This is a genomic window from Betaproteobacteria bacterium (assembly GCA_009377585.1).
GTDB lineage: Bacteria > Pseudomonadota > Gammaproteobacteria > Burkholderiales > WYBJ01 > WYBJ01.
In genome coordinates this window covers 1-24,629 of record WHTS01000034.1, presented here as the reverse complement: position 1 = coordinate 24,629, position 24,629 = coordinate 1, and the positions used below count along the sequence as shown (strand labels likewise).

The window sequence follows — 24,629 nt, the reverse complement described above, 5'->3', positions numbered from 1 at the left end:
CGGGATTGAAGAGGATCCGGGGTCCGCTCGCAGCGCTCGCGCTTGCCGTGTCGGTGTTCCCGGCCGCGCAGGCACAGGAGAAATACCCGACGCGCCCTGTGGAAGTCATCGTCCCGTGGGGGCCCGGCGGCGGCGCAGACCAGACCGGCCGCATGATCGCCAAGCTGCTGGAATCCGATCTCAAGGTTTCTTTTCCGGTGATCAACGTTCCCGGCGCGACCGGCAACACCGGCATGGCGAAGCTTCTGAGCGCGCCCCCCGATGGTTACTCGATGGCGATACTCACTGCGGATACGTATGCGACGCAGGCCACGTCGACGCCGAAGTGGACACTGAAGGACATCATTCCCGTTGCAGTAATGATCAAACAGCCGTCGGGACTCTACGTAGCGGGCAACAGCACTCTGAAGACGTGGGCTGAAGTGGAAAAGGAAGCGCGCTCCCGCCCTCTCAAAGTGGCGATATCGGGTCTGGGCAGTCCGGACGAGATTACGGTCAACTTCCTCAACTCCCGCGGCATGAAGCTGATCGCGGTCCCCTACGCAAAACCCGGTGAGCGCTACACCGCGATTCTCGGCGGCCACGCGGACCTGCTGTATTCGCCGGTGGGCAACATCAAAACCTACGTCGACGGCGGCCAGATGCGTCCGGTGCTTTTCTTGAGTCCCGACAAGCTCGCCGGCTTTGCCGATACGCCGACGTCCAAGCAGCTCGGCTACGAGATCCTGCTGCCGCAGTTTCGCGCCGTCGTCGTTCGGGCCGGCACCGATCCTGCTCGAGTCAAGTACCTGGCCGATGCGCTTGCTCGCGTCTACGCGCACCCCGAGTACAAGAAGTTCCTGAAAGACGCGACGGGCAGCGACGACAGCTTCGAGACGGGACCGAAAGCGGTGACATTCATGCAAGGCGAGCTCGACTCGATGAGAAAAGCGCTGGCCGCGGTCGGCGGGAAGTAAGGGGCGAGTATTGGACCTTACGCAAGCCATCGTGATGAACGCGGCGCCTTCGGCATACGACGAAGCGCTTGGGGCCGCGCGACGTCTCGAAGCGAGGATCGTAGTGGGCGGGACGCTGCGAGCCGCGCTGACTGCCGAAACGTTCGCGGTCGAGAACCCGGCTGACGGCGGGACAATTACCCAGGCGCCGCGATGCGGCGCAGCCGATGTCGAGCGCGCAGTCCTCACCGCGCACAACGCTTTCGCTGCGTGGTCGCGCATACCCGCACGCGAGCGCGGACGTGCGATTGCCCGCGTCGCCGATCGCATCGAGGCAGGCTTCGTGCAGGTGAATCAGTACATCACGCCGCGACCGAATCTCGCCTACGGAGGGCCCAAGGCGAGCGGACTCGGCAAGGAATACTCGCTGGAAAGCATGCTCGAGCATTTCACGAGCAGCAAGACGGTGATCGTGAAGCCGGGAACACCGGCACCGCTCCAGCACGCAAAGCACGACGAAGCGGGCTCAATGTAGCGCCGGGTTAAAATCGCCACTCTTCGTAAAGGTCGAATGAATCGGCCGATCAATTATCGTCACGAGGACCTCAACATGACTGACATTACCGTAACGCCACTTTCACCCGCAGTCGGTGCGGAAATCGGTGGCGTCGATCTCGCGCGCCCGCTCGATCAGGCCACCTTCGACGCGATTCATTCGGCATGGATGAATCATCTGGTAGTCGTGTTCCGCGGACAGGCGCTCACCGACCCCCAGCTCGAGCAATTCAGCGCGCGTCTAGGCACGCTCGATCCCAAGCCGGTATACACCGATGAAGTCCTCGATACGACGACCAGCGATTACGTGTGCGTCATCTCGAACGTGAAAATCGGCGGAAAGGCGATTGGCGACCTGGGCGATTCCGAAGCCGTCTGGCACATGGACATGACGTACAACGAAGTGCCGCCCTTGGGCTCGGCGCTGTATGCGCTGGAAGTGCCGCCCAGCGGAGGCGATACCGGTTTCGCCAACATGTATCTCGCGTACGAAACGCTGCCGCCGGAATTGAAAGCTCGCGTGGCTATGCTCCAGTGCAAGCACGACGCGACGCGCAACAGCGCGGGCGGCATCCGGCGCGGCATGACCGCCACCGACGATCCCCGTCTCTCCGCCGGTGCCGTCCATCCGCTGGTGCGCACGCACCCGGTCACCGGCCGCAACGCGCTTTTCCTGGGCCGTCGCCATAACGCCTATATCCCCGGACTCACGCTCGAGGAAAGCGAGGTGCTGCTGAACGAGCTGTGGGCGCACGCGACGCAGCCGCGGTTCTCCTGGCATCACGCGTGGCGCAAGGGAGATCTCGTGCTGTGGGACAACCGCTGCGTCATGCACCGGCGCGACGCTTTCGATCCCGCGACGCGCCGCGTCATGCATCGTACGCAGATCAAAGGCGACAAACCCGTATTCCGTGCGCAGACGCCGTCGCGCTCGGCTCTCCACGCTTGAATCGGGAGCTCGACATGGTCGCTACCAGAACAGTTTTGCGCTGCTGCGCCGCTTTCCTTCTGACCGCGCTCGCGTTCGGGGCTTTCGCGCAGGAGCGCTATCCGAGCCGGCCGATCGAAGTGGTCGTTCCATGGGGCCCCGGGGGCGGGTCCGATCAGACCGCCCGCCGCCTCGCGCAGCATCTCGAGTCGGCGCTCAAGGTGTCGTTACCCGTCGTCAACGTACCCGGCGCATCGGGCCTGACCGGCGTTACGAAAATCTTCAATGCGCCCGCCGACGGCTACACGATCGGAGTGACGGGCGACATTTACGCGCCGATGGGCGCGCCGGGCGCCAAGTACAAGCTTGCGGATTTCATTCCGCTCGCAATCGTCATCAGCCAGCCCGGCGCTTTCTTCACGGCTCAGGACAGCCGCTTCAAAACGTGGGCGGATTTCGAGAAGGAAGCACGCGCCAAGCCCGGCGCGCTCAAGATTGCGTTCGTCGGCTTCAACTCGATCGATGAGATTCACATCAACAATCTGATCGCCAAAGGTATCCGGGTAACCGCAGTGCCATTCGCGAAACCGGGCGAGCGCTATGCCTCGGTGCTGGGCGGGCACGCCGATCTCGTCTACGAGCAGGCCGGCGACGTGCGCAGCTTTCTCACTGGAAAACAACTGCGGGCGCTCCTCTCGATCAGTGAGAAGCGTCAGGCTGCGTTCGCCGACGTCCCTACAGCGCGGGAAGTCGGGATCGATATCACCGTGCCGCAGTTTCGCTGGGTGTTCATGCGGGGTGGAACCGACCCGAAGCGCGCCGAAGTCGTCGCGGCCACGATCGCGCGCTACGCTTCCACGCCGGATTACAAGAAATACCTCGAGGAAGAGTGGGCCGATCCCGAGAGCTTCGTGCCGATGGCTGAAGCGCCCAAACGCTTTCAGCAATCGCTCGAAGCGCTGCGCAGGGAAGCGACCGCCGCCGGAATGAAAACCGCGCAGTAGCGCTGCAGGCCGTTCGGGAAGGAACGCCGATGACGATGTCGCGCTCTCGGGTGCTGAAAGCGCTGCCCTACGCGGTGGTGCTCCTGGTCGCCGCGTTTTTGTATTTCACCGCTTCGAACATCGAATTCCAGCAGCGCGCCGGCACGCTGGGGCCGGATTTCTGGCCGAAAGCGATCGTCGCGCTACTCCTGGTGACGTGCGCCTTCGAGGTCGGGCGCGCGCTGTTCGCGAAGGACACGATCGGCGAAGTGAGCGGGGTGCTCGAGGAAATCGTCGAAGAGTCGGCCGAGCAGCACGCGGTCGTGGCCGCGGAAGTCGCTGTCGAGCATCATCCCGTGCTCCTCGCGCTCGGCATCGCTGCGACGCTTGCCTATGTGGCGCTCGTCACGCGGCTCGGGTTTTTCCTCTCGACCGCGCTGTATCTCGCGGGCTTTCTCGCGATTGGCGGCTATCGCCGCTGGGGCGTTATCGCGGCGGTGAGCGGGCTCGGCGCGCTCCTCCTCATGTTCATTTTCATGAAGGTCGTTTACGTTTCGCTCCCGATCGGGGAAGCGCCTTTTTCCGCGGTCACGCTATTGCTCATGCAGTTGATGGGCATCCGCTAGGCGGCCGATGGAAACGATCCTCGCGAACCTCGCCGTCGGCTTCTCGCACGTCTTCCAGCCGCTGAATTTCGCCGTTCTGGTGATCGGCGTCGTCCTCGGATTGCTGGTCGCTGTGCTGCCGGGTCTTACGCTCGTCATGGGTGTCGTGCTGGCGCTGCCGTTCACCTACAACATGAGTGTGATTCCCGCGATCATCCTGCTCACCGCGATGTACATTTCAGGCACCTATGCGGGCGCCTGGACCTCCATTCTTTTCCGCGTTCCGGGTGAGCCGATCGACGTGCCGCTCCTGTGGGACGGCTATCCGATGGCGCGCAAGGGGCAGGCGGCGCAGGCGCTCGGCTGGACGCTCATCGCGGCGTTCTTCGGCGGGATGGTCGCGGCGATCACAATGGTGCTGCTCTCTCAACCGATCGCGAAAATCGCGCTCACGTTTTCCACGCCCGAGTATTTCGCAGTCATCCTCTTCGGGCTGGCGAGCGTGGTTTCACTCGGCGGCAGCTCGCTCGCAGCGGCGCTGGTGAGTCTTTTCGCGGGCCTGCTGATCGCGTCGGTCGGCGTGGACGATACCTATGGCGCGCACCGCTTCACGTTCGGCGTGCCTATCCTCACGGATGGCATCGATTATCTGATCGTGATGGTCGGCGCGTACGGACTGGGCGAAGTGTTCATGCGGCTCGAGCAGGGTTTCAAGTCCCCGCAGCTCGAGGCGGTCGGGAAGATCCGCACACGGCTGCCTACCCTGCGCGAGATGCTCGCTCTCAAGACGACGTTCGCGCGGGGGAGCCTGACCGGGATCCTGATCGGCACCGTGCCAGGCGCGGGTGCGACGGTCGCCTCGTTCCTTTCGTACGGCATCGAAGGGCAGTACGGCAAGCGCAAGCGGCTGATGGGAACCGGAATCCCGGAAGGCATCGTCGCCCCGCAGTGTGCTGCGACGGCTTCGGTCGGCGGGGCGATCATTCCACTCGTGACAATGGGCATTCCGGGGAGCGGCGCAACGGCAATCATACTCGGCGCCTTTCTGCTGCACGGCCTGCAGCCGGGTCCGCAGGTTTTCCAGACTTCGAGCCACATCATCTACGCGATGTTCGCTTCGGTGTTTGTCGGCATCGTGGTCATGTGCGCCATCGGCTACTTCGCGACGAAACCCATGGTAAAGGTGCTCGACCTCCCGGAGGTGATCATCTCGGCCTATGTCGTGATGTGCTGCCTGCTGGGCGCGTTCGCGGCGCGCAACAACCTGACCGACTTGTGGCTCATGGTGATCTTCGGGATCATCGGGTATCTCCTGGAGCGCTTCCGCTTCCCCATCACGCCGATGGTGCTGGGGGTCATCCTGGGCCCGCTCGCCGAAACGAACTTCATGACGACGATGATCAGTTACGGCAACGACTGGACGATTTTTTTCACCCGGCCCGTGAGTGGAATCCTCATGGTTGTCGCCCTGCTGACGCTCGTCTACCCGCTGATCCGGCACTCGCTGCATAAACGCGCGTCCGTCGCGTGATATGGCGGATGCGCTGCCGCCTCCCGAGCCGAACGGTCTGTGCGAGCGTTGCCGCAACGTGCGCATCGTAACGGCGCAGACAGGATCGCGCTTTCTTCGGTGCAAGCTTTCCGGCCTCGATCCGGCGTTTCCGAGATATCCCCGCATTCCGGTGCGCGAGTGCAAGGGGTACGTCGCGTCTGAAAATGTGGTTTGATCTTGCGCTGGTCGCGGGCGGCGCTTTTCTAGGCGCACTGGTCGTCGGCAGCGCCGGGTTCGCGTTCGCGATCATCGTTACGGGAATTTGGCTCTACGTGTTGCCGCCCGCGGAGGCCGTGCTGCTCGCTTCAATCTGCGCAACGCTGCTGCACTCATTGTCCGTATGGGCATTCCGCACTGAAATCGATTACCGTCGGCTATGGCCTTTTTTGGCCGGTGGGCTACTGGGTGTCCCGCTAGGCGTGCTGGCACTGCGCAACGTCGACGCCGCGGCATTTCGACACCTGTTCGGAGCTTTCATGATCATCTACGCCTCCTATGCCCTTAGCCGGCGGCGTCTGCCCATTGTGCGTTTCGCGCCTGGCTGTGGGCGCTTCGCCGATGCAATCGTAGGATGGGTGAGTGGCGTCATGGGCGGACTCGCTCTGCTGCATGGGGCACTACCGACGATCTGGTGTGGCCTGCGTGGCTGGGACACGCCGCAGCCGCTATGTCTACCAGCCGTACATTCTGTTTACCGGGGCTTTGGTGATGGTCGCCGTCGGGCTGAACGTCCAGGTACAGGCACCCCGCGTCGCGGCCTCGCTCGCAGTCTGCCTGCCGGCAATGATCGCAGGCACGTGGCTAGGGCGGCGCGTCTTCGACTGGATTAACAGTGCAGTTTCAGCGGCTCGTTCTGGCGCTGGTGCTCGCCTCGGGCCTGGCGCTCCTGGTCTAAACGACCGGTTCCCCTCGGGCTGCATGCTGCGCCGTGTCCAGCATATCGCGCAGACTTGGCGTGAGGAGCGCAACCGGACATGCCAGCCGCTCGTCGCATGGGCATCGCTCGTCGGTGACCGCTTCGAGGACTATGGGGAAAGTGATCAGCAGATTGGCGTCGCTCACGTCAGCGACAGTTCAAAACGCTGAACGTGTGATGTGTTGCCGTCGTTGTCGCAGGCATGCTGGCGAGTCAGCGTGAAGCCCGCGCCCTCACGCAGGTACTGGGCGCTTGCGTCGCGTGGAGCTCGGCGACGCGTCCGATAACACCGGGAACGTACCCCGTAATATTTCCGGGCCACCTCATACTCGATTTACGGCCAGGGTTTTGATAGGTATTCGACGGCAACCACCAATGCGGCGCGCACCCGAGAGGACGACGGCAGTGATTAAAAGGGCGTCGAGCCGCGCACGGTAGTGCGCCGCATATGACGCCGCTGGTGCGGGCCGTAGTTGGCGACAGCGTTATGCTGCGTCGAGCAGTTGTCCCACATGAGCAAATCGCCGACCTGCCACCGGTGGCGGTACATGAAGCGAGGCTGGGTGACATGGTCGTAGAGCTCGGCTAAAAGCCGCTCGCTCTCGGCCTTGGCCGTGCCGACGATGCCCGTGACGAAGCCTTCGTTGACGTAAAGACTTTTGCGCCCGGTGAAAGGATGTGTGCGGACCACCGGGTGCACGACTTCCGGCACCGCTTTTTTTTGGCCCTCGTCGAGCTCGGTTCGGGTGCTTCCTTTCTGCCGCATCTGGCTGTAGCGCGCATTGTAATTGTGCGTGGCTCTGAGCCCGGCGAGCCTGGCTTTCATCTCGTCGGGCAGCGCTTCGTATGCGGCGCAGGTGTTGACGAACAGGGTGTCGCCCAGGGCTACGCCATTCTCGAACGGAATCTCGACGGCATACAGGAGCGAGCAGCGCGATGGCTCCGCCGTGTAGGAAAGATCCGTGTGCCAGTATTGGCCGCCATCCTGGATGCCGATGGGCTTGCCGTTCTCGACGATGTTCGAGAGTACCAGCACCTGCGGAAAGTCGGGATCGTTGTGCTGCTTGAGCACATGGACCAGCAGATCGCCAAAACGCCGGCTGAACGCGATGTGCGCTTGCGGTGTCAGGCGTTGGTTGCGGAACGCGAGCACGCAGTGCTCGTGAAACGCGTCTTCTATGTGCCTGAACGTCGCGTCGCTCATCGGCTGCCCGAGATCGACGCCGGCGATTTCAGCGCCCAGCGGCTCGGCGAGCTGACAGACCGCGAAGTTCGCGGTTTTTTGTTTCATGGGTAATCCTCCGGTTATCGGACGATGTTTGAGCTGAATTTACGCGGGGAACCCTTGCTCGAATGCAAGTGCGGATCACATGCCGCCAGCGTATTGTCTGTTCCTGAGCCCATCGACGCACGCTATCTATTGATCTACTTTAATCCCGGTCTGCTTGACGAAATTGCCCCATTTTTGCATTTCCGATTGCACGAATGCGCGAAACTCCTCCGGCGAATTACCGCCGGGTACCGCGCCAATCTCCAGCATCCGCCTCCGAACGTCAGGGTTCTTAACCCCCTGCTGAACTATGCCCGCGAGCTTCGCGCTGACTTCGCGTGAGGTACCGGCTGGCGCCAGGAGGCCGGTCCAGCCCTCTACCTCGTAGCCCGGCAGCCCCGCTTCCGCGATCGTCGGGAGTTCCGGGGACTGCGGAAAACGGCGCGCGCTGGTGATCGCAAGCGCGCGCAGCCGGCCTGACTTCATGTAGCCCACGGCGTCGGAGTAGTTGGCGAATGTGAGCGGCGTCTCGCCAGATACGGTCGCGGCCACCGCCGGCGCGCCGCCACGGTAGGGCACGTGGACCCATGTCGGCGCCGGCCATGAATTTGAAGATCTCGCCGCCGAACTGTGTGAGCCCTCCGGCGCCAGCGAAGCTGAGCCTGCCGGGCTGCGCCTTTGCCAGCGCTATCAGCTCCTTGACGTTTTGCACAGGCAGGCTGGGATGGACCATCAGCACCAGTGGGTTGGTGTTGAGCAGCGTGATCGGCGCGAAGTCCTTGAGCCCATCGTAGCCGACTTTGAAAATGAATTGGCTCAGGTTTGAGGGGCCGCCAAGCCAATGAGCAACGTGTGGCCGTCCGGCGCGCTCTTCGCGACATATTCGGTACCGAGGCTGCCGTTTGCGCCTGGTTTGCTTTCGACCAGCACCGTCTGACCGAGCGCACTCTGAAGCATGGGCGCGGTGAACCGTGCCATGGTGTCGGCGATGCCGCCAGGGGCGAACGGCACCACCAGCCGGACGGGCTTCGTCGGCCACACCTGGGCGCCCGCGGACCCCGCGCAGATCAGCAGCGCCAACGTAGAGCACAAGACGGCATATGCACGCAGTGGGTTTGGCATTGGGTATCTCTTCACGAAATGTGACAAGTCGGGAACAGCGTTCAGACGGAATAGAAGGAAGACAACAGTTAGATTCGATCCTTCACGTATCGAGCACCGATTCGTGAAACAGCCGCTCCACCGGCAACGGCGCTTTGATCAAACGCTGGTCGGCGCAGTAGGCGATGAAACGCTCGAGGTTGGCGCGGTTCGCTTTAATGCCTGACGGCCACAGCTCGGGTGTGAGCGTATCGCGCTGCGCTTCGTACTCAGTGCGCGAGAATGCAAGCAGCGCATAGCCTGGATCGTCGTAGTACTCGCGAGTCTGGCGCTTCGCCTCTTCCCACATCGCGATCAGCGCGCGCGGGAGATCCGGCGTGCGTTCCGCCAGCTCGCGCTTGAACGCGAGCACGTGCATGATCGGGTACCACTCAAGTTTCCGGTAGTAGCGGATCGATTCGGCGCGCGGGTCGGCAAACAGCCGGCGCACTCGCGGATCACCCGTGAGAATTCGCGGCGGCGGGTGCGGATAGATCAGCGCGTCGATTTCGCCGTCAAAGAGCATATCGTCAATCGGGCGGTCTGCGCGCGCGAGCTTGATTCCGTAGTCTACCGGGATTTCTTCGTCGCGCGCGGTCACCCAATGAATCTGCTCCCAAGGCGCGCCGTATTCGCTCTTAAGATCTCCCTTCGCGAGGACCGCCATCGTAATCTGAAAAGCGCCCACACCGACCCGGCGGCCGATCAGGTCGGCCGGTTTGCCAATCCCCGCCTTGGTATTGACGAAGATGTGGTTCTGGCTGAACAGCCGGCGCGGAAAGACCGGCACCGCACTGAACGGCAACCCCCGTTCGACGCCGATGATGTACGACGCGAGCGAATGCTCCGCGACGTCGAACTCACCCTCGAGGAATCGCGCGTGGCGCGCGATACCGTGTCGGCGCGGCGGCACCATGCCCACCTCGAGCGCGCACAAGGTGATGCCATCCGGCGGCTTCACGGTGCCGAGAAAGAAAGGCAGATGCCGGTCGTACAGCTCGAGCGCGATCTTGAGTTCCACGGATCACGCGTCGATCGGTAACGGCTTCTGATTCGTTACAGCGCTCAGCCCCGAGATTGGCGTGGCCTGCGCGACATTGCGTCCTGCAATACGTCCAGTCACGAAACACTCGACGATGTTTCCGCCCGATATGTATAGATGGCCGAAGGAGCTGCCCAGTTCGCCTGCGGCGTACAACCGGGGAATCGGCTCGCCGTAGACGCTGATGATGCGCTGCTCGGCATCGTGCACCGGTCCGCCCTGGGTGTTGCTTACCGTTGCCCACACCGGTGCGCCATAAAATGGAGGCGTAGCAATCGGCATCATGGAGCCGCGCGGGCGGCCAAAGTCCTCGTCACGACCTCGCGCACACAGCTCGTTCCAGTGCTTGACGCTCCGTTCCAGCGCGCGCGCCTCGATGCCGAGCGCAGCCGCAAGCTCGGGAAGCGAGTTCGCGCGCTTCAGGATGCCGAGCTCGACCTCTTTGAGGTTGTCTGCGCTCCATTCATAGCGCAGGCCTTCATCGTTAGAGGTAGCCTTGCCGAGTGGATAGAGCTTTCTCCCGACCTCATCGCACACCATGACGCTTGGGTTGCGCGGATAGCGTTGCTTCACGGGATCGTAATACTGCATCGGTCGCGCCGCTGTGTCCTGCGTATAGGGCTGGTACTCCGACATGAAGCGCCGGCCATCCTGATCGAGCAGGATCCACGGCATTTTCAGCGTAACGCTGTCCTCATCGCCTGGGAACCAATCGGAAAAGCGCTTCAACCTGATGGCATAGGGGTAGGCCGGGTCACTATGGCGAAAGCCGTACGCCCCGTGGATATGCCACATGTGCCATAACTCGGCGCCGAGATCTTGCGCCATGCGGATACCGTCGCCGGTATTGCCGCCCGCCGTTGCGTTCAGTATGGGCTTGCCTTCCATGAACTGCTCCCGCATCGCGACATTGCCCTCGAATCCGCCGCTGGCAAGGACCACACCGCGGCGCGCGAGAATGTTGTAAGTGCCTCCGTTATGCGATACCCGCACGCCGCGCACTTCGCGTGTGCCGGGCTCGGCAATCAGGCGCTGAGCAGCGTGACTCAGGCGGATCTCAACGCCCTGCCTTGCGAGATTGTCCTCCAGGATCTTGAACAGCTTGGGCCCCCCGGGTGCGCCGTTGGCCCACGGATAGTGTTTGCGCGCGTCGAACCCCGGCACGTCGTTGACCGTTGTGTGATAGAAGGTTCCCGTACCGGGGAGCGGGTAGTTACCGCCGATGCGGCGAAGAGGCCGTTTTTCATGATCGTAGGCGCCGGTTTTCAGGTCGGCCAGGACGGCCTCGTTTTCCTCGATCGAGGTCTTGATGATCGCGCCGTTGATCTTCCCGAGTTCGCGGACGTAAACCTCAATTTCGCTCATGCCCCGAGCGAGGGCGCGCACCACGTCATCCGGCGTGCGCCCGTCGTTAGTGGCTTTCACAACAAGCCCTTTTTCGATTTGGCCAGTTTGATCAGCTCCTGGACGCTCCCGGCCGGCACGTTGGTGTGGACCGCAAGCACGTAAGGACCGGATGCGACGTTGGCCACCGGCGCCAGGTCGCGCAGCGGATCGTACGGCAGCTTCGCATACAGGCTGGGCGCAACGGCGAGGTTGCTCGAACCGCCCATCACGATCGTATAGCCATCGGGAGCCGCCTTGGTGGCCGCGGCAACGCCGATCGTGCCGCCCGCGCCGGAGCGGTTCTCTACAACAACCGACTGCGACCATTGTTCGGAGAGCTTCTGGGCGACGATGCGCGCGATGGCGTCGGTAGGACCGCCGGGTGGGAAGGGAACGATCATGTTGATCGGCCGAGCCGGGTAGTCGGAGCGGGTCACCTGTGCCGTGGCGCGAGAGGCGCCGCCGAGGACAAGCAGGGATACCAATATTCCCGAAACTAAAGCAGCGTGTCGTTTACGCATGGGTAACAATTGCCCGGCTGAGTAAGCCGGGGCCATGGACGGGGACCGGCCAGCGCCGCGCTCGCGAAGCGGCGCAGGGCGTTCGAGCCCCTGGAGTACGGCGACCTGTAGCGGACGATCAGCCCACGACGAGCGCCGCGTGCTCGCTTCGACCCTCCGTCATCCCCCGGGCCTTCATCCACTCATAGGCCCGGCTGAACAAGGCCGGATCGTAGTAATCGACGTGCTTGTAGCGCACGAACACGCGCAGCAGCTCGTGCGGCTTCAAAGCGCCCTTGGCGTGCGCAGCCACGTGGTGTGCGTACTTGTAGAAATCGGCATTGATGAGGTCGACGGCCTCGTTCTCGGCGTCGTAATAGGCCTTGCGCTGTTCCGGCGTGAGCTCCGGCGCCACCACCTCGCCGCCCCGGTAAAACGCTGACGCGATGATATGGGCGCCTTCCTTGAGGCCGAGACTGATGAACGGCTCCATCACGGTCACCACACGGTGAGTGCCGTTCTTGAGTCCCTCCCAGCGCCTCGGCGGTAGGCCCCCCTTCTCGATCCTTACATGCTCGCGACCGACGGCGCTCTCGAGCATCTGCAGCGTCGTGTAATGCGAGCCGGTGAGCTCCTGGACCACGACGGGGATGTCGGCCAGGTCGCGCGCGGTCTGCAGCTTCTCGTCGAAGGTGAGGATCGCCTGTGCCGCTACCGCGGCGCGCAAGGCCGCAATGTTGCCCCCGCGCTTTCCCTGCTCCAGCCGGTCGATGCTTGCCCATTCGCAGACGTTGTAGCTGTCGGCGGAGCCGCACTCGTAGAGCTGCTCCTTCAGCCGCGACAGGATCGGTTTGTCCGCGCTGTCCTGCTCGCGATCCGCATAAGTCGCCGAGAAGCTGACATCGAGCCCCGCCTTGTCGAACAGGCCTTCCTCGATGCCGACGCTCACCGGCAGGTCGAATACAGGGTTGTTGGGAGCGACCTTCACCACCGGTCGGGTCGTGGATGTCATGGCTGTATCCTCATGTGATATTCCGCCGCCGCGGCGACGGATTGCGCACTAGCATACTTTGCCGGGGATATTTACCGCAACCGCACTGCGTTGTGTTCGCGGCCCGCCTGCATCGCGACCGCACGGCGCTCACAGCGGCAATACCAAGAGCACATCGATTCTGCGCGAATCCAGGATGACGCGGCGCTCCAGGAATCTGGGCTGTTCGTCCCGCAGATCGATGCGGTCAAGGTACTTTCCCGTGGCGAAAAGCTCCGCTTTGCCGTCCTCCATGGTTCGAAAGACGCTGAAATTCGAGCGCACGGCGACGACACCGAGCCTTTCCTGCCGTACGCTCGGCCGTCCCAGGATGTGGCAATAGGTGTGACCTTCGAAGATATTGGCCGTCTTAAGCGCCTTCACCCGGTCCGTAATCATGCCCCGCCCTTCACAGTAAAGGACGCCAATCGGATATCCGGCTTCGCAATTCTCTCGCGTGGTGATTTGATAGATGGCATCCTCGGCGAAGAAACCGGGCCACTCGTCGATCGTGCCATCGTCGAGCACGTGTGCGTAACAGGTGAGAAAGTCCTCGATGCGCAAGTGAATTTCGGGATCGATAACGGTCGTAGCCTCGGCCTTCAGTGGCGTTGCGCTCATCTCGTAGACTCGGTTTCGAAACCCATGATATTGCGGTAGCCGTGCCAGAAGCCGCGGACTGCCGCTTCGGTCGCTCTCGACGACTCGTTCGATACGGCCTCCCGGCCGCCCATCTCGACGAACGCAGCGCGTTGCGGACTCGTTCGAGTCCCTCTTTGAACGAACTCGTTGATGCATCCGTCCTCGAGCGAGACAAGGCCCGCAGCGCCGGTCAGATTGCCCTGCATGATGCGCATCCTGGTCTGCTCTGCGTCGTCTCTTTCATAGCCGAGGAAGACCCAGAACAACTCGGTCTTGTCGACGCCGCGCGGAACGAAAAACCGCACAGCCAGCGAGTTCAGCGTGAACTGGACGACGAGCGTCGGGAACACGGATTGAATGCTGTGCGTAATGCCATCGTCGAACTCATCCCAGGCTGCGAGAAGCGCCGGCCCGGCGAGCTTGGACTCGTACTGGGCCGAGTGCACCTTCGCTTCGTTGTACTCCTGCGCCGGCTTCAGCGTGGCGCGCTTGGTGTAGCTGATATGGTGCCATTTCTTGTCCGAGAGGATGATACCTCCGTCCATATCGAGCCGGTTCACCTTGAACGTCGTATAAAACGTGTGGAGTAAGGTGGCGTGGTAGGAATCCCGCACGTTCTCGGCGTACAACTTCCAGTTGTTGTGAATGATTTGGCTATGGACACCCAACGTCTTCAGGGGGCGGCCCAGATTGCGCGATAGAAATTGCGTCATCCTGTCGCCGAGAAACGATCGCAATGGTTCTGTTTCAGAGGAGAACGTCCCGAAGATGAGACCCGAGAAGATCTCGAGGCGCAGCGGCTCCAGCCGATGTTTCGAAATATCGAAATCGTCAGGCATACCGCCTTTCCCTTGTATGCCTTTCCGGAAGGCGACATTCTTCAGTTTGCCGTCGAGGCCGTAGTTCCATGCGTGATAAACGCACCTCAGGGACTCGACGTTGGCGCTCTTCTTAAGGCACACCAGCGCGCCCTTGTGCGCGCAGCGGTTGATCATTGCATGGATTTTGCCATCATGGTCTCGCGTGACGATGATGGGTGTATCGCCGAGCCAGGTCGTGCGAACGTCTCCGTGCTTCGGAATATCGATTTCGAGGCAGAGGAAATGCCATACTGGACCGCGAAAAATCCGCTCCTGCTCGAGCGCATAGATGTCCGGGTCGGAAAATACGCGATACGGAACGCGCGCCACGCCTTCGGCGGGCCAGGTAAGCGGTTCGGTGAGGGGTTCGCTGACGGATATGGACATGTGTGTTCCTCAGTATCGGCGATTTCAAGTCACGAGGCGCGCGCGCAATCAGTATGGAGCTCCGCTCGGCGCGAAAGCCAGGGACTCGGGCGATATCTCGGATCGCCGGTTCGGATGTGCGCCGCATTCAATATCGAGAGTATCCGCTGCGCCCCGATATCGTCGGCAAAACCAAACGGGCCCTTCGGATAGCCAAGTCCGAATCGGGCGGCTTTATCGATGTCTTCGACAGACGCAAAACCCGATTGCGCGATCCAGCAGCCGATATTCACGATCATGGCGACGATTCGTTGTGCAATGAAGCCGGGGCTGTCCTGGATGATCGTCGTGGGCACGCCATCGCTCGATAACAAGCCCCGTGCCTCAAGGATGGTTTCCTGGCTGGTCACCGGCGTCACCATCAGGGTGCGGCGTTTGCCAAGGCCAAAAAGCGCATCGATCGCCACGGTGCGCCGCGCATCGAGCTTCTGCGCGAGCGCCGCCATGGTGGCATCTTGCCCGATCGGTGTCACCAGGCACAGCGCTCCGGTGCTGGGCTGTGCGCCGGTCTCGACCTTCGCTCCGAGGGAGCGCAGGAGCTCAGTCAAAACCCGAGCGCACGTCGGCTCCGCGGAGCTTACCCAAACCGATTGGGGCCGGTTCGCGGGGACGGCGCTCTCGGCTTTGACGTTGACGAGCTTCCCACTCTGATACTCGAAAAAACCTCTGCCGGATTTGCGTCCGAGCAAACCCGCCGTGACGCGTTGCCTCATCATCGCGGACGGGCGAAAGTAGGGCTCCTGGTAGAAGCCTTCATAAACCGATTCCATTGCGCGCTGCACGATATCGGCGCCGTTGTTGTCGATGAGCTGAAACGGGCCCATGGGGAATCCGACCGCATCGCGCATGATGCTGTCGACGTCCGCGAACGCGGCGACGCCGTCCTCGACGATGCGGGCAGCTTCGAGCGTGAACCCGCGGCCGATGTTGCCCGCGAGAAATCCCGGGAAATCCGTGCATCGCACCGGCTCGCGTGTCATGCGTCTGGCCAGAATCGTCAGCGCGTCGCCGGCCGCCGGATCCGTGAGCGCTCCGCCGATGATTTCTACGAGCTTCATCAACGGAACGGGATTGAAAAAATGCGTTCCCGCAATCCGTTGAGGGCGCTTGCACTTCGCGGCGATGCTGGTAATCGGGAGCGCGGACGTGTTCGACGCGAGTATGCAATCGTCGGCGACGATGGTTTCCAGCCTGCAGAAGAGTTCCTGTTTTACCGCGAGGTCTTCAGCCACGGCCTCTATGACGACGTGGCAGGCCGAAAGCTCCTGCAGGTTTTCGACCGCACGCACGCGGCCGAGCGCGTCGTTTGCTTGCGAAGCCGAGATCGTCCCTTTCTCGGCCGCGCGATTGAGCATTTTGGCGATGAACTGGCGGGCTTCTGCGATCGCCTCGGTTCTCGCGTCGGTCAGCAGCACCTGGATACCGCCGGCTGCCGCGACCTGCGTAATGCCTCGTCCCATCGTTCCGGCACCTACGACACCCAGCACAAGGTCTTTCCGCGACGCGTCGATCATTATCTTCCCCGGTAAAGCACGTTGGTTTCCCGTCATACGCCGAGTATTGCCGTGGCGTGCCCGGACAGAACGCCGCCAATGCCGTGCACCAGAGCGCGGCGAGCGTCGGACACCTGGCGCGCGCCTGCTTCTTTTCGCAGTTGTTGCACCGCCTCGATGATGAGATAGATGCCGAACATGCCGGGATGGCAGTAGCGGAGTCCCCCGCCGGACGTATTCACGGGCCGTTTGCTGCCGGGGCCGATACCGCGGTCGATGAGCGCTCCCCCTTCGCCTTTTTTGCAGAAGCCGAGATCTTCCAATCCGAGAATCACGTTGATCGTGAATGCGTCGTAGATCTGGACGACGTCGATGTCCTTGGGCCCCATGCCTGCCATTTCGTACGCGTCGCGTCCAGAGGCGACCGCCGCAGTCGTGGTGTAGCTTCGCATCGCGGCGCCGTAGCGGTGGCTGTGACTCTCGCCTGCGCCCAGGACGGACACGGGCTTCTTCCTGAGCATCTTCGCGCGATCCTTCGTCGTCACGACGACCGCACCGCCGCCGTCGGTGATCAGACAGCAATCGAGCTTGCGCAGCGGATCGCTGACCAGCGGCGATTTAAGGACGTCTTCGATGGTGACCGGCTCCGGCTTGAGCGCCGAAGGATTGAGCGCGGCCCATTGGCTTGCCGTAACCGTGACCTTCGCAAGCTGTTCGCGCGTGGTGCCGAACTCGTGCATGTGCCGCTGCGCGGCCAGCCCATAGGCTGAAATCGGATGCTGGAACCCGTACGGAATCTCGTACGGAAGATTGTCGGCGCCCGTTACGAGCTTGCCGCCGTCGGTGCGTTGCGTGCTGCCGTATGCGATCACCGCCACTTCGCAGCGTCCCGTAGCGATCGCGCCGAGCGCATGCCCGAGGTGAGAGACAAAAGAGCAGCCGCCGAGGTTCGTCGAGTCGGTATAGCGAGGTTGGATTCCGAGCTGCTCCGCCAGCGTGACAGACGACATCCAGAAATAGGGTGTCACTGCGAACACACCGTCTACGTCGCGGATGGAGAGACCGGCGTCGTCGAGCGCGCGGCGGGTTGCCAGGGCCATGATTTCTGCGACCGAGTAGGACGTGGCCCAGCCCACTTCTGCTGCCGAAACTCCGACGATCGCCGCCTCTCCCGAAAGTGTCGATGGCACGGTCACTTTCCTTCTCGCGCGAGCTTGAATAACGGAACGCTCACATCATCCGCCAGTTTCTCGAAAACCACCGTGACCGGCGCATCGATCGCAACGGTACCGACGTCGCAGTCAATGATATTGGTCATCAGAAAAGGACCTTCGTCCAACGCGACCATGGCAAGAACGTAAGGGACTCTGGTCTTGAAATACTTCTGGCCGCTTTGCCGCACGACGGTGAAGGTGTGAATCACGCCCTTGCCGCTGCAGGCGATCCATTCGAGCTTGTCGGACCCGCAGTGCGGACAATAGAGGCGCGGATACCAGTGCGCTTTGCCGCAAGCCTGACATTGCGGGAGCAAAAGCTTGCCGTCGCGTCCGGAAGCCCAGTACTGCTTGCCGGCGCCCCGCATGTCCGGGCGAGGTCTCGTTGCTGCTTCTTCCATTGCCGCTTCCTTTTTGCGAATTTGTCGGAGCATGCCGTCCGCAATGAGCGCAGGGTTTTGTTGATGGCGCCCTGCGGGTAATGCCAGAGGACGATGCGGAGAAGGCCGGATTGCTTTAGTGATTCTACTCATTATAATGGCCCAGGACGCGCAGCCGGTCAATCGCGCGGATACGAAGGCATTGCAAAAACGCGCAAAAACGACGCTTCACTTTCCAACAATGAGCCGAACAGAGACGATCGACCCCTCGATATTTTCTTCCGACCGCCCGCTTTATCAGGCGGTGCGCGATCAGATCATCAAGGGGTTGGTGTCGGGCGAATGGAAAGCGCAGGAGGCGCTCCCCAGCGAAGCGCGTCTCGCCGAGCGCTTCGGCGTGAGCATTCCCACAGTGAGGGCCGCGATAGCGGAGCTCGCCGCGGCCAAGGTTCTGATGCGCAAGCAGGGGAAGGGAACCTACGTCTCGTCGCACAATCACCACAATGTCTACCAGTTCTTCCACATGGTGCCGGACTTCGGACCGAAGGCACTGCCCCGATTTGCGCTGCTGTCGTTCGCGAAGTCGACGGCGCCGGCGGATATCGCGCAAGCTCTTCAACTTGCGCCGACGAAAAGCATGGCGCGCGTGTTCGAGTTTTCGATCGTTCTGGGAATCAACGATATTCCGGTGATGCTTTCCGAGATCACCGTGTCGGGAACGCATTTCCCCGGTTTGTCGGAAAAAATAATCCGGCAGGGAGGGGATACCGTGTATGGAATCTATCAGGCGAAATTCGGCGTCACGGTCACGAGAACGGTCGATCAGTTGCGGGCGGTTCTTGCGAAGCCGTTTGTAGTGCGGCAACTCGAATTGAAGCGAGATGAGCCTGTCCTCGAAATCCGGAGGGTGGGATACACGTTCAATGACGTGCCGGTGGAAGTGCGGGTGAGCTATGCAAGAACGGACCGATATTACTTCTTGCTTCGGCAAGGTCATGCGGGCTGAACATCCGGAGCCGCCTGTGGAAGTCGTTTCGAAAGCTCCTGTTGCTCATGCGCACGGTGCGCCGGTCGATCTGCGCAAGCTGCTGGAGCCTTCTTCCATTGTGGTGGTCGGCGCGTCGGAAGACACGAAAAAAGTCGGCGGCGAAATCGTCTCTAATTTGAGGCTCGGGGGTTTTTCGGGGCAGGTGTTTCCGGTCAACCCCACGTCGAGAGAAATCTGCAATTACCCGAGCTTCGCCAGCGTGACCGATATCCCTGAGCCGCCCGAGCTTGCGGTGATCGCCGTGAACGCGGCCCAGGTGCCCGGCGTGGTGCGGCAATGCGGAAAGGCGGGTGTTCCTCTGGCGGTCGTCTTGAGCTCCGGCTTCAGCGAGACCGGCAAGGCCGGGGCGCGACTGCAGGACGAATTGGATAAAGCGATTGCAGAAAGCGGTGTGCGTGTCGTCGGGCCCAACTGCATAGGCCTGATGAACGTCGACCGACGCATGTTCTGCGGATTCGGCCCGGGGTTTCGAAACTACGGACTCTCGAGCGGCCCTGTAGCAATGGTTACGCAGAGCGGCGGCTTCGGATTTAGCGCGGCGGGTCTGTGCAATCACCAGGATCTGCGATTTTCCAAGATCATCTCGACGGGAAACGAGTGCGATATCTCTACAGCGGATCTCATCGATCACATCCTCGATGACGAGCAAACTAAAGTAATCGTCGCGTACATAGAGGGCGTCAGGGACGGCCGGCGGCTCCTCGAAGTCGGAGAGAAAGCGCTCCAACTCGGGAAGCCCATACTGTGCTGGAAGGTCGGCAACTCGGGCGCCGCGCGGGCCGCAGTCGCGTCTCACACGGCGAATCTCAGCGCGCCTTACGAGCTCTTCAAGACGGCGTTTGCCCGCTCCGGATTCATCGAGATCCGCGAGATCGAGGATCTCGTGGATATTGCGCGCGGTTTCCTCGGGGGGAAGATCCCGAAAGGGCGCCGGGTTGCAGTGGTGACCACCTCGGGCGGCTCCGGCGTGTTGATGGCAGACCGCTGTGACGAAGGGAAGCTCACATTGCCGGCTCCGAGTCCATCGCTGCTCGGGCAGATCGGCGCAGTCCTTCCGCCTCACTCCGCGGTATCGAACCCCATCGATCTGACGGCACAGGTAGGTGACGACGCTGCGCGCTTCAATCGAGTGGTGAAGGCTTTCGTGGACGATCCAGGCTACGACCAGATATTGGTCAGGTACGGTGCCGTGCAAGGCGTAAATGCACCGGCCTGGGCAGAAGAGCTCGCGTCGATAGCGAAGAATTCGGAAAAGCCGGTTCTGGTTGCCTGGAGCCGCGTGCCGGACCGCTCTTCCCGGGCACTGATGACGCTCGAGGAGAACAGGATTCCCTGGTTTGTCACACCGGGAAGAACGGTGGCGGCAGCCGCGGTGCTGAGCGAGTTTTTTTCCCGCAGTGAGAGCCTGTCCCGCTCTCGCGTCGACGAGAGCGACGCCTTTTTAAAAATTCATCTCGAGCTGCCCGCGGCGGCAGGCTCTCTCGGAGAACATGCGTCCAAGCGAATCGTAGCGGCATACGGCATCCCAGTCGTCAACGAGAAATTACTGAGCCTGGATGAGATCGCGCGGTTGGAAAAAGGCCCTTTCGGGTTTCCCGTAGTCATCAAAGTCGAGTCGCCGGACATTCCGCACAAGACCGAGGCGGGCGCCGTCATGACCGGCATCCGGACGTTGCGCGAGCTCAAAGAGGGCGCCAGGAAAATCGTTTCAGCCGCGCAGGAGTACCGCAGCGATGCTGCCATCGCAGGCGTGTCGATCCAGGAAACGTGCTCGGGAACCGAGTTGATCCTGGGCGCTTTCGTCGACGAGTGTTTCGGGCCGGTGGTCGTGCTGGGGTTGGGAGGCATCTATGCGGAGGTCTTGAACGATGTGACGCGGCGATTCGCGCCAATCTCCCGAGCGTCGGCGCGGGAAATGATTCTCGAGCTCAAGGCAGCCCCGCTGTTCACAGGGTATCGACGGCTGCCCGCTCTCGATATCGACGCGCTGGCGGACGCTATATCGCGAATCAGCTATCTGATCGCCCATCATGGAAATCGAATCGGGGAAATCGACATCAATCCGCTTTTTGCAGGCCCGGTGGGAAGCGGCGTCAGAGCGGCTGACGCGCTGGTGGTCTTGAACGCAGCCCAGTGAGCCGGACGCGAGCCGGATCAATTTACGCAGGGACAATCAGCCATGCTTTTCACCAGTACGGATTTCTCGGCGCTGGACCTTCCGGAGCATCTGTCTCAGGTAAGACATGAGGTTCGCGAGTTCCTGCACGAGGAGCGCCGGCAAGGAAGCTTTCGCGTCCACTTGGGCCACGGCGAGTTCGATGCGGAATTCAGTAGAAAAGTAGGGTCCCGGGGCTGGATCGGCGTGACCTGGCCCAAAAAATACGGCGGCCGCGAGGCTTCTTATCTCGAGCGCTTCGTCATCACCGAGGAGTTACTGGCCGCAGCAGCTCCGATATCGGCACATTGGATCGCGGATCGGCAAACGGGACCGAGCTTTCTACGCTTTGGCACCGAAGCGCAGCGCCAGAAGTATCTGCCCGCTATTGCAAAAGGAGAGTGCTATTTTGCAATCGGCATGAGCGAGCCCAATTCCGGTTCGGATCTCGCTTCGGTGAGAACGCGCGCCGACAAAGTATCCGGCGGCTGGAAGCTCAGCGGGCAGAAGGTGTGGAGCAGTTGGGCCCACAAGGCGCATGCGATGTTCGTCTTGTGCCGCACATCGCCGCTCGCGGAAAATAAACACGAAGGATTGAGTCAGCTCATCGTCGATTTGCCCTCGCCTGGCGTCACGATCCGCCCCATTAATTTTCTCAACAACGAGCACCATTTCAACGAAGTGTTTTTCGACGAGGCCTTCGTGCCCGACGAAATGGTGCTGGGTGAAATTGGCCAGGGTTGGCGCCAGGTCACATCGGAACTCGCGCTGGAAAGAAGCGGTCCGGAAAGATACATGAACACGCTGCCGCTGTTCTTCGCGTTGATCGACCGGCTGAAAACATCGCCGGACCGCATGGCGAGAGTGACGGTCGGTACCCTCCTTGCGCGATTTGCGAGTGTCAGAGTCATGTCCCTCGCTATCGCAAGCGAGTTCTCCAGGGAAACGTCCCCCAATCTTGCGACCGAGGCCGCGCTGGTCAAGGACATCGGCACGCATTTCGAGCGCGAAGTGACCGAGGCCGTGAAGATGCTGCTCGATGTGACGCCCGGGGTTGATGCGGATGACGAGCTCGAGCGGCTCGTCGGGGAAGCCACGATCTTTGCACCCATCTCGACGATCCGGGGGGGCACGACTCAGATTCTTCGCGGCATCGTGGCCAAGCGGCTCGAGGGGGGCGTATGAGCGACAGCACGCTGCTGCAGGACGCGGTGAGTCGCGTCTTTCTGGATTTTTACCGCAACGATCGTCTGAACAAGGCCCGGCAGGAAGGATGGTGCACGGAGCTGTGGAAGGCCCTCGAACAGACCGGAATGACGCTCGTTTCCGTCCCCGAGTCGCTTGGGGGCTCCGGAGGCAGCGTCGTGGAAGCCGCCGAGATTCTTCGGCTTTCAGGAAAATATTGTGCTGCCGTTCCGCTCGCCGAAACAGCACTGCTCGCAGGATGGGCTCTTGCCGCGCAAGGGATAGCGTTACCGCAGGGTCCGCTTGCTTTTGGGATTGTCCAGGGGCGCGATCAGCTTAGAGTCGACCGAAACGACGGCGCATGGGAGATTTCAGGGTACGTGGACCCGGTTCCGTACGCTCGCCATGCCTCGGCAGTCGTACTGGTCGCGAGAATCGGCGCGGGCTCGAAAGTGATCTGTGCTCCCGCGTCGACTTATCGCGTGCACCCTCACGCCAACCTCGCGGGCGAGGCGAGAGACCGCATCGTCTTTGACGAAGACGCACTGGACGACTGGCGCGTAAGCGACGCCGAGTCATCTGTAACGGTCGAGCAGGCATTGCAGCGCGGTGCATTGGCTCGAGCGGTCCAGATGTCCGGCGCCCTGGAGCGGATACTCGAGATGACGACGGAGTATGCCAGGCACAGGGCTCAATTCGGCAGACCGATCATCAAGTTTCAGGCGGTACAGCAGGAACTGGCCAGGCTGGCTGGAGAAGCTGCCATAGCCAAGGCGAGCGCGATGGCGGCTGCAGCGTCTGTTCAGGCGAATGATCGCGCCGAAATGGCGGTCGCTTTCGCAAAAATCAGAGCCGGTGAAGCGGCACAGGCGGGGGCGTCGATCGCGCATCAACTGCATGGAGCGATCGGGGTGACAGATGAATACCTTTTGCACCACAGCACGCTTCGACTATGGGCATGGCGGTCGGAATATGGCAGCGAAGCCGTCTGGGCAGACAAGCTCGGACGCCATGCGCTGGACCGCGGCTCCGCAAAACTGTGGGCCGAGATAACCGGATCTGTCCGCGATCCAAGGTAGCTCCTTTTCTGTTGATGAAGAAATTCAGGAAGGTTTTCACACAACGTGGGTAGCAGTTTCGAATAAATCGAAAGACGCGGACTCGCATTCAAGGAGGAGGAAGTCATGTTTCGACTCGATCGTGCATCGCGAGCTTTGTCAGCCCTGCTTTTCAGCACGGCGATTGTGCCGCTTGTTGCCACAGGGGCGGAGTGGAAGCCTGAATCAAATGTCGAGATCGTGATCCCATCCGGTCCTGGAAGCGGGCTGGATAAGACAGGAAGGACGCTTCAGAGGTTCATCCAGGATCACAAACTTGTGGCAGCCACGAATGCTGTCGTGAACAAACCGGGCGGCGGCGGAACCCTTGCCTACCTTTACATAAACCAGCACGCCAATGATGCGCACTATCTATCCATCACCTCGCCGGGCGTGGTTACCAACAAAATCGTAGGCGCCAGCACCATCGATTTCAGGGACCTTACGCCGATTGCCCCGCGCAGCTTTTCGAGGAAAACATCGCGTTCATGGTTCTGCCCGAATCGAAGATAAAAGACGCAAAGGCGCTGATAGATCAGCTCAAGAAGGATCCATCCTCCATCTCGTTCGGCATAGCAACGGCGCTCGGAGGTGCGAATCACATCGCGACCGTTTCGGCGCTCAAGACAGCGGGAGTCGACATCAAGCGCGTGCGAAACGTTGTATATAAATCCGGAGGAGAAGTGACTGTCGCGCTATTGGGCGGGCATGTTGACGTTGTTCCCATTGCGGCTCCGATTGCAGTGCCTCAACTGCAAGCCGGCAAGGTCCGGGTAATCGCCGTGTCCTCGACAAACAGGCTCAGCGGCGCGCTGGCAAACATCCCGACCTGGCGAGAGCAGGGGATCGACGCTACTTACTCTACATGGCGCGGCGCAGTCGGGCCGAAGGGTTTGACGAAACAGCAAATCAGTTATTGGGATGAGGTTTTTTCAAAACTTGCGTCTCTGGAAAGTTGGAAGAAAGAGCTGGATAGAAACCTTTGGGTAGCAAACTATCTCGACAGCCAACAAAGCAAGGATTTCCTTGAACGGCAGCGCAAAGAGCATCACGCAATTCTCAGTGATCTGGGCATGGCAAAGTGAATGCCTGGTTTGGAAAGCGCTCGGGAAATACTTGGCGATTCAGCGGACGATAAATCGTCATATAACAGCTCAAGGAGGAGTTCCATGTTCAAGCTCAAATATTGTTTCCTGTTCGTATGCGCCGGTGTCGGCTTTGGGGTTCTGCAGCAACAAAGTAGCGCCCTTGCTCAGAGCTCCTATCCCTCCAAGCCGGTTCGCTTCA

At 61.4% G+C, this 24,629-nt stretch carries 27 protein-coding genes; 14 read left to right on the top strand and 13 right to left on the bottom strand.

Annotated features, from left to right (window positions below; translation table 11 throughout):
• Positions 1-5: 5 nt before the first annotated feature.
• From GEV05_13035 to GEV05_13000, 8 genes are read left to right on the top strand one after another with little or no spacing between them, the layout of a single operon-like run.
• Complete coding sequence (locus GEV05_13035; GenBank protein MPZ44306.1) at positions 6-956, top strand: tripartite tricarboxylate transporter substrate binding protein; 951 nt, start codon at positions 6-8, stop codon at positions 954-956.
• A 34-nt stretch (positions 957-990) separates the two neighbouring features.
• Positions 991-1,470 carry an aldehyde dehydrogenase family protein gene (locus GEV05_13030; GenBank protein MPZ44305.1) on the top strand — a complete coding sequence of 160 codons (480 nt, stop codon included), beginning with the start codon at positions 991-993 and terminating at the stop codon, positions 1,468-1,470.
• Positions 1,471-1,506: 36 nt separating this feature from the next.
• A complete protein-coding gene (locus GEV05_13025) occupies positions 1,507-2,439 on the top strand; it encodes a TauD/TfdA family dioxygenase (protein MPZ44304.1) in 933 nt (310 codons plus the stop codon).
• 14 nt (positions 2,440-2,453) lie between these two features.
• Positions 2,454-3,422, top strand: coding sequence for a tripartite tricarboxylate transporter substrate binding protein (locus tag GEV05_13020; GenBank protein ID MPZ44303.1), 969 nt, complete (start codon positions 2,454-2,456; stop codon positions 3,420-3,422).
• A 29-nt stretch (positions 3,423-3,451) separates the two neighbouring features.
• Positions 3,452-4,027, top strand: coding sequence for a hypothetical protein (locus tag GEV05_13015; GenBank protein MPZ44302.1), 576 nt, complete (start codon positions 3,452-3,454; stop codon positions 4,025-4,027).
• Positions 4,028-4,034: 7 nt separating this feature from the next.
• Entirely contained in the window at positions 4,035-5,537 is a 1,503-nt protein-coding gene (locus GEV05_13010; protein ID MPZ44301.1) for a hypothetical protein, read from the top strand.
• A 1-nt stretch (position 5,538) separates the two neighbouring features.
• A complete protein-coding gene (locus tag GEV05_13005) occupies positions 5,539-5,733 on the top strand; it encodes a hypothetical protein (GenBank protein ID MPZ44300.1) in 195 nt (64 codons plus the stop codon).
• Positions 5,723-6,388, top strand: a complete 666-nt coding sequence (locus tag GEV05_13000) for a TSUP family transporter (GenBank protein ID MPZ44299.1) — start codon at positions 5,723-5,725, stop codon at positions 6,386-6,388. The genes GEV05_13005 and GEV05_13000 overlap by 11 nt, the downstream gene beginning before the upstream one ends.
• A 495-nt stretch (positions 6,389-6,883) precedes the next feature.
• On the opposite strand, the gene GEV05_12995 is transcribed toward GEV05_13000, so the two are convergent.
• The 13 genes from GEV05_12995 to GEV05_12935 form a co-directional block, all read right to left on the bottom strand.
• Positions 6,884-7,765 (bottom strand): TauD/TfdA family dioxygenase, encoded by an 882-nt coding sequence (locus GEV05_12995; protein MPZ44298.1) that lies wholly within the window; start codon positions 7,763-7,765, stop codon positions 6,884-6,886.
• A 126-nt stretch (positions 7,766-7,891) separates the two neighbouring features.
• On the bottom strand, positions 7,892-8,395 hold the full coding sequence (locus GEV05_12990; protein MPZ44297.1) for a hypothetical protein: 504 nt from the start codon (positions 8,393-8,395) through the stop codon (positions 7,892-7,894).
• Positions 8,037-8,783 carry a hypothetical protein gene (locus tag GEV05_12985; GenBank protein ID MPZ44296.1) on the bottom strand — a complete coding sequence of 249 codons (747 nt, stop codon included), beginning with the start codon at positions 8,781-8,783 and terminating at the stop codon, positions 8,037-8,039. The genes GEV05_12990 and GEV05_12985 overlap by 359 nt, the downstream gene beginning before the upstream one ends.
• Positions 8,561-8,866 carry a hypothetical protein gene (locus tag GEV05_12980; GenBank protein ID MPZ44295.1) on the bottom strand — a complete coding sequence of 102 codons (306 nt, stop codon included), beginning with the start codon at positions 8,864-8,866 and terminating at the stop codon, positions 8,561-8,563. Before GEV05_12980 ends, GEV05_12985 begins: the two co-directional genes overlap by 223 nt.
• A gap of 82 nt (positions 8,867-8,948) precedes the next feature.
• Complete coding sequence (locus tag GEV05_12975; protein MPZ44294.1) at positions 8,949-9,800, bottom strand: taurine ABC transporter substrate-binding protein; 852 nt, start codon at positions 9,798-9,800, stop codon at positions 8,949-8,951.
• A 108-nt stretch (positions 9,801-9,908) separates the two neighbouring features.
• On the bottom strand, positions 9,909-11,315 hold the full coding sequence (locus GEV05_12970; protein ID MPZ44293.1) for an FAD-binding protein: 1,407 nt from the start codon (positions 11,313-11,315) through the stop codon (positions 9,909-9,911).
• Between the two features lie 32 nt (positions 11,316-11,347).
• The gene (locus GEV05_12965; protein ID MPZ44292.1) at positions 11,348-11,833 is read right to left on the bottom strand and encodes a hypothetical protein; all 486 of its coding nucleotides are present in this window, start codon (positions 11,831-11,833) and stop codon (positions 11,348-11,350) included.
• Between the two features lie 118 nt (positions 11,834-11,951).
• Positions 11,952-12,824, bottom strand: coding sequence for a nitrate ABC transporter substrate-binding protein (locus GEV05_12960; protein MPZ44291.1), 873 nt, complete (start codon positions 12,822-12,824; stop codon positions 11,952-11,954).
• A gap of 129 nt (positions 12,825-12,953) precedes the next feature.
• On the bottom strand, positions 12,954-13,463 hold the full coding sequence (locus GEV05_12955) for a hypothetical protein (protein MPZ44290.1): 510 nt from the start codon (positions 13,461-13,463) through the stop codon (positions 12,954-12,956).
• Positions 13,460-14,731, bottom strand: coding sequence for a Rieske 2Fe-2S domain-containing protein (locus tag GEV05_12950; GenBank protein ID MPZ44289.1), 1,272 nt, complete (start codon positions 14,729-14,731; stop codon positions 13,460-13,462). The genes GEV05_12955 and GEV05_12950 overlap by 4 nt, the downstream gene beginning before the upstream one ends.
• Before the next feature lie 29 nt (positions 14,732-14,760).
• The gene (locus tag GEV05_12945; GenBank protein MPZ44288.1) at positions 14,761-16,284 is read right to left on the bottom strand and encodes a 3-hydroxyacyl-CoA dehydrogenase; all 1,524 of its coding nucleotides are present in this window, start codon (positions 16,282-16,284) and stop codon (positions 14,761-14,763) included.
• A 32-nt stretch (positions 16,285-16,316) separates the two neighbouring features.
• The gene (locus GEV05_12940) at positions 16,317-17,459 is read right to left on the bottom strand and encodes a thiolase (GenBank protein MPZ44287.1); all 1,143 of its coding nucleotides are present in this window, start codon (positions 17,457-17,459) and stop codon (positions 16,317-16,319) included.
• Positions 17,456-18,010: a hypothetical protein gene (locus tag GEV05_12935; protein MPZ44286.1), complete on the bottom strand. Its 555-nt coding sequence runs from the start codon at positions 18,008-18,010 to the stop codon at positions 17,456-17,458. The genes GEV05_12940 and GEV05_12935 overlap by 4 nt, the downstream gene beginning before the upstream one ends.
• Before the next feature lie 4 nt (positions 18,011-18,014).
• Between GEV05_12935 and GEV05_12930 the strand changes: the two genes are divergently transcribed.
• The 6 genes from GEV05_12930 to GEV05_12905 all read left to right on the top strand — a co-directional run bounded on the left by GEV05_12930 (position 18,015) and on the right by GEV05_12905 (position 24,427).
• Entirely contained in the window at positions 18,015-18,863 is an 849-nt protein-coding gene (locus tag GEV05_12930) for a UTRA domain-containing protein (protein ID MPZ44285.1), read from the top strand.
• Positions 18,811-21,042 carry a CoA-binding protein gene (locus GEV05_12925; GenBank protein MPZ44284.1) on the top strand — a complete coding sequence of 744 codons (2,232 nt, stop codon included), beginning with the start codon at positions 18,811-18,813 and terminating at the stop codon, positions 21,040-21,042. Before GEV05_12930 ends, GEV05_12925 begins: the two co-directional genes overlap by 53 nt.
• Before the next feature lie 42 nt (positions 21,043-21,084).
• Positions 21,085-22,245, top strand: coding sequence for an acyl-CoA dehydrogenase (locus tag GEV05_12920; GenBank protein MPZ44283.1), 1,161 nt, complete (start codon positions 21,085-21,087; stop codon positions 22,243-22,245).
• Positions 22,242-23,324: an acyl-CoA dehydrogenase gene (locus tag GEV05_12915; GenBank protein ID MPZ44282.1), complete on the top strand. Its 1,083-nt coding sequence runs from the start codon at positions 22,242-22,244 to the stop codon at positions 23,322-23,324. The genes GEV05_12920 and GEV05_12915 overlap by 4 nt, the downstream gene beginning before the upstream one ends.
• 105 nt (positions 23,325-23,429) lie before the next feature.
• Positions 23,430-23,855 (top strand): hypothetical protein, encoded by a 426-nt coding sequence (locus GEV05_12910; GenBank protein MPZ44281.1) that lies wholly within the window; start codon positions 23,430-23,432, stop codon positions 23,853-23,855.
• Positions 23,831-24,427, top strand: a complete 597-nt coding sequence (locus GEV05_12905) for a hypothetical protein (protein ID MPZ44280.1) — start codon at positions 23,831-23,833, stop codon at positions 24,425-24,427. Before GEV05_12910 ends, GEV05_12905 begins: the two co-directional genes overlap by 25 nt.
• The last annotated feature ends 202 nt before the right edge of the window (positions 24,428-24,629 follow it).

Coding starts and splice junctions, on each gene's coding strand:
- GEV05_13030 (MPZ44305.1), top strand. CDS start 991: ATGAACGCGGCGCCTTCGGCATACGACGAAGCGCTTGGGGCCGCGCGA.
- GEV05_13025 (MPZ44304.1), top strand. CDS start 1,507: ATGAATCGGCCGATCAATTATCGTCACGAGGACCTCAACATGACTGAC.
- GEV05_13020 (MPZ44303.1), top strand. CDS start 2,454: ATGGTCGCTACCAGAACAGTTTTGCGCTGCTGCGCCGCTTTCCTTCTG.
- GEV05_13015 (MPZ44302.1), top strand. CDS start 3,452: ATGACGATGTCGCGCTCTCGGGTGCTGAAAGCGCTGCCCTACGCGGTG.
- GEV05_13010 (MPZ44301.1), top strand. CDS start 4,035: ATGGAAACGATCCTCGCGAACCTCGCCGTCGGCTTCTCGCACGTCTTC.
- GEV05_13005 (MPZ44300.1), top strand. CDS start 5,539: ATGGCGGATGCGCTGCCGCCTCCCGAGCCGAACGGTCTGTGCGAGCGT.
- GEV05_13000 (MPZ44299.1), top strand. CDS start 5,723: ATGTGGTTTGATCTTGCGCTGGTCGCGGGCGGCGCTTTTCTAGGCGCA.
- GEV05_12995 (MPZ44298.1), bottom strand. CDS start 7,765: ATGAAACAAAAAACCGCGAACTTCGCGGTCTGTCAGCTCGCCGAGCCG.
- GEV05_12980 (MPZ44295.1), bottom strand. CDS start 8,866: ATGCCAAACCCACTGCGTGCATATGCCGTCTTGTGCTCTACGTTGGCG.
- GEV05_12975 (MPZ44294.1), bottom strand. CDS start 9,800: ATGGTGCCGCCGCGCCGACACGGTATCGCGCGCCACGCGCGATTCCTC.
- GEV05_12965 (MPZ44292.1), bottom strand. CDS start 11,833: ATGCGTAAACGACACGCTGCTTTAGTTTCGGGAATATTGGTATCCCTG.
- GEV05_12960 (MPZ44291.1), bottom strand. CDS start 12,824: ATGACATCCACGACCCGACCGGTGGTGAAGGTCGCTCCCAACAACCCT.
- GEV05_12955 (MPZ44290.1), bottom strand. CDS start 13,463: ATGAGCGCAACGCCACTGAAGGCCGAGGCTACGACCGTTATCGATCCC.
- GEV05_12950 (MPZ44289.1), bottom strand. CDS start 14,731: ATGTCCATATCCGTCAGCGAACCCCTCACCGAACCGCTTACCTGGCCC.
- GEV05_12945 (MPZ44288.1), bottom strand. CDS start 16,284: ATGATCGACGCGTCGCGGAAAGACCTTGTGCTGGGTGTCGTAGGTGCC.
- GEV05_12935 (MPZ44286.1), bottom strand. CDS start 18,010: ATGAGTAGAATCACTAAAGCAATCCGGCCTTCTCCGCATCGTCCTCTG.
- GEV05_12930 (MPZ44285.1), top strand. CDS start 18,015: ATGGCCCAGGACGCGCAGCCGGTCAATCGCGCGGATACGAAGGCATTG.
- GEV05_12925 (MPZ44284.1), top strand. CDS start 18,811: ATGCAAGAACGGACCGATATTACTTCTTGCTTCGGCAAGGTCATGCGG.
- GEV05_12920 (MPZ44283.1), top strand. CDS start 21,085: ATGCTTTTCACCAGTACGGATTTCTCGGCGCTGGACCTTCCGGAGCAT.
- GEV05_12915 (MPZ44282.1), top strand. CDS start 22,242: ATGAGCGACAGCACGCTGCTGCAGGACGCGGTGAGTCGCGTCTTTCTG.
- GEV05_12910 (MPZ44281.1), top strand. CDS start 23,430: ATGTTTCGACTCGATCGTGCATCGCGAGCTTTGTCAGCCCTGCTTTTC.
- GEV05_12905 (MPZ44280.1), top strand. CDS start 23,831: ATGGTTCTGCCCGAATCGAAGATAAAAGACGCAAAGGCGCTGATAGAT.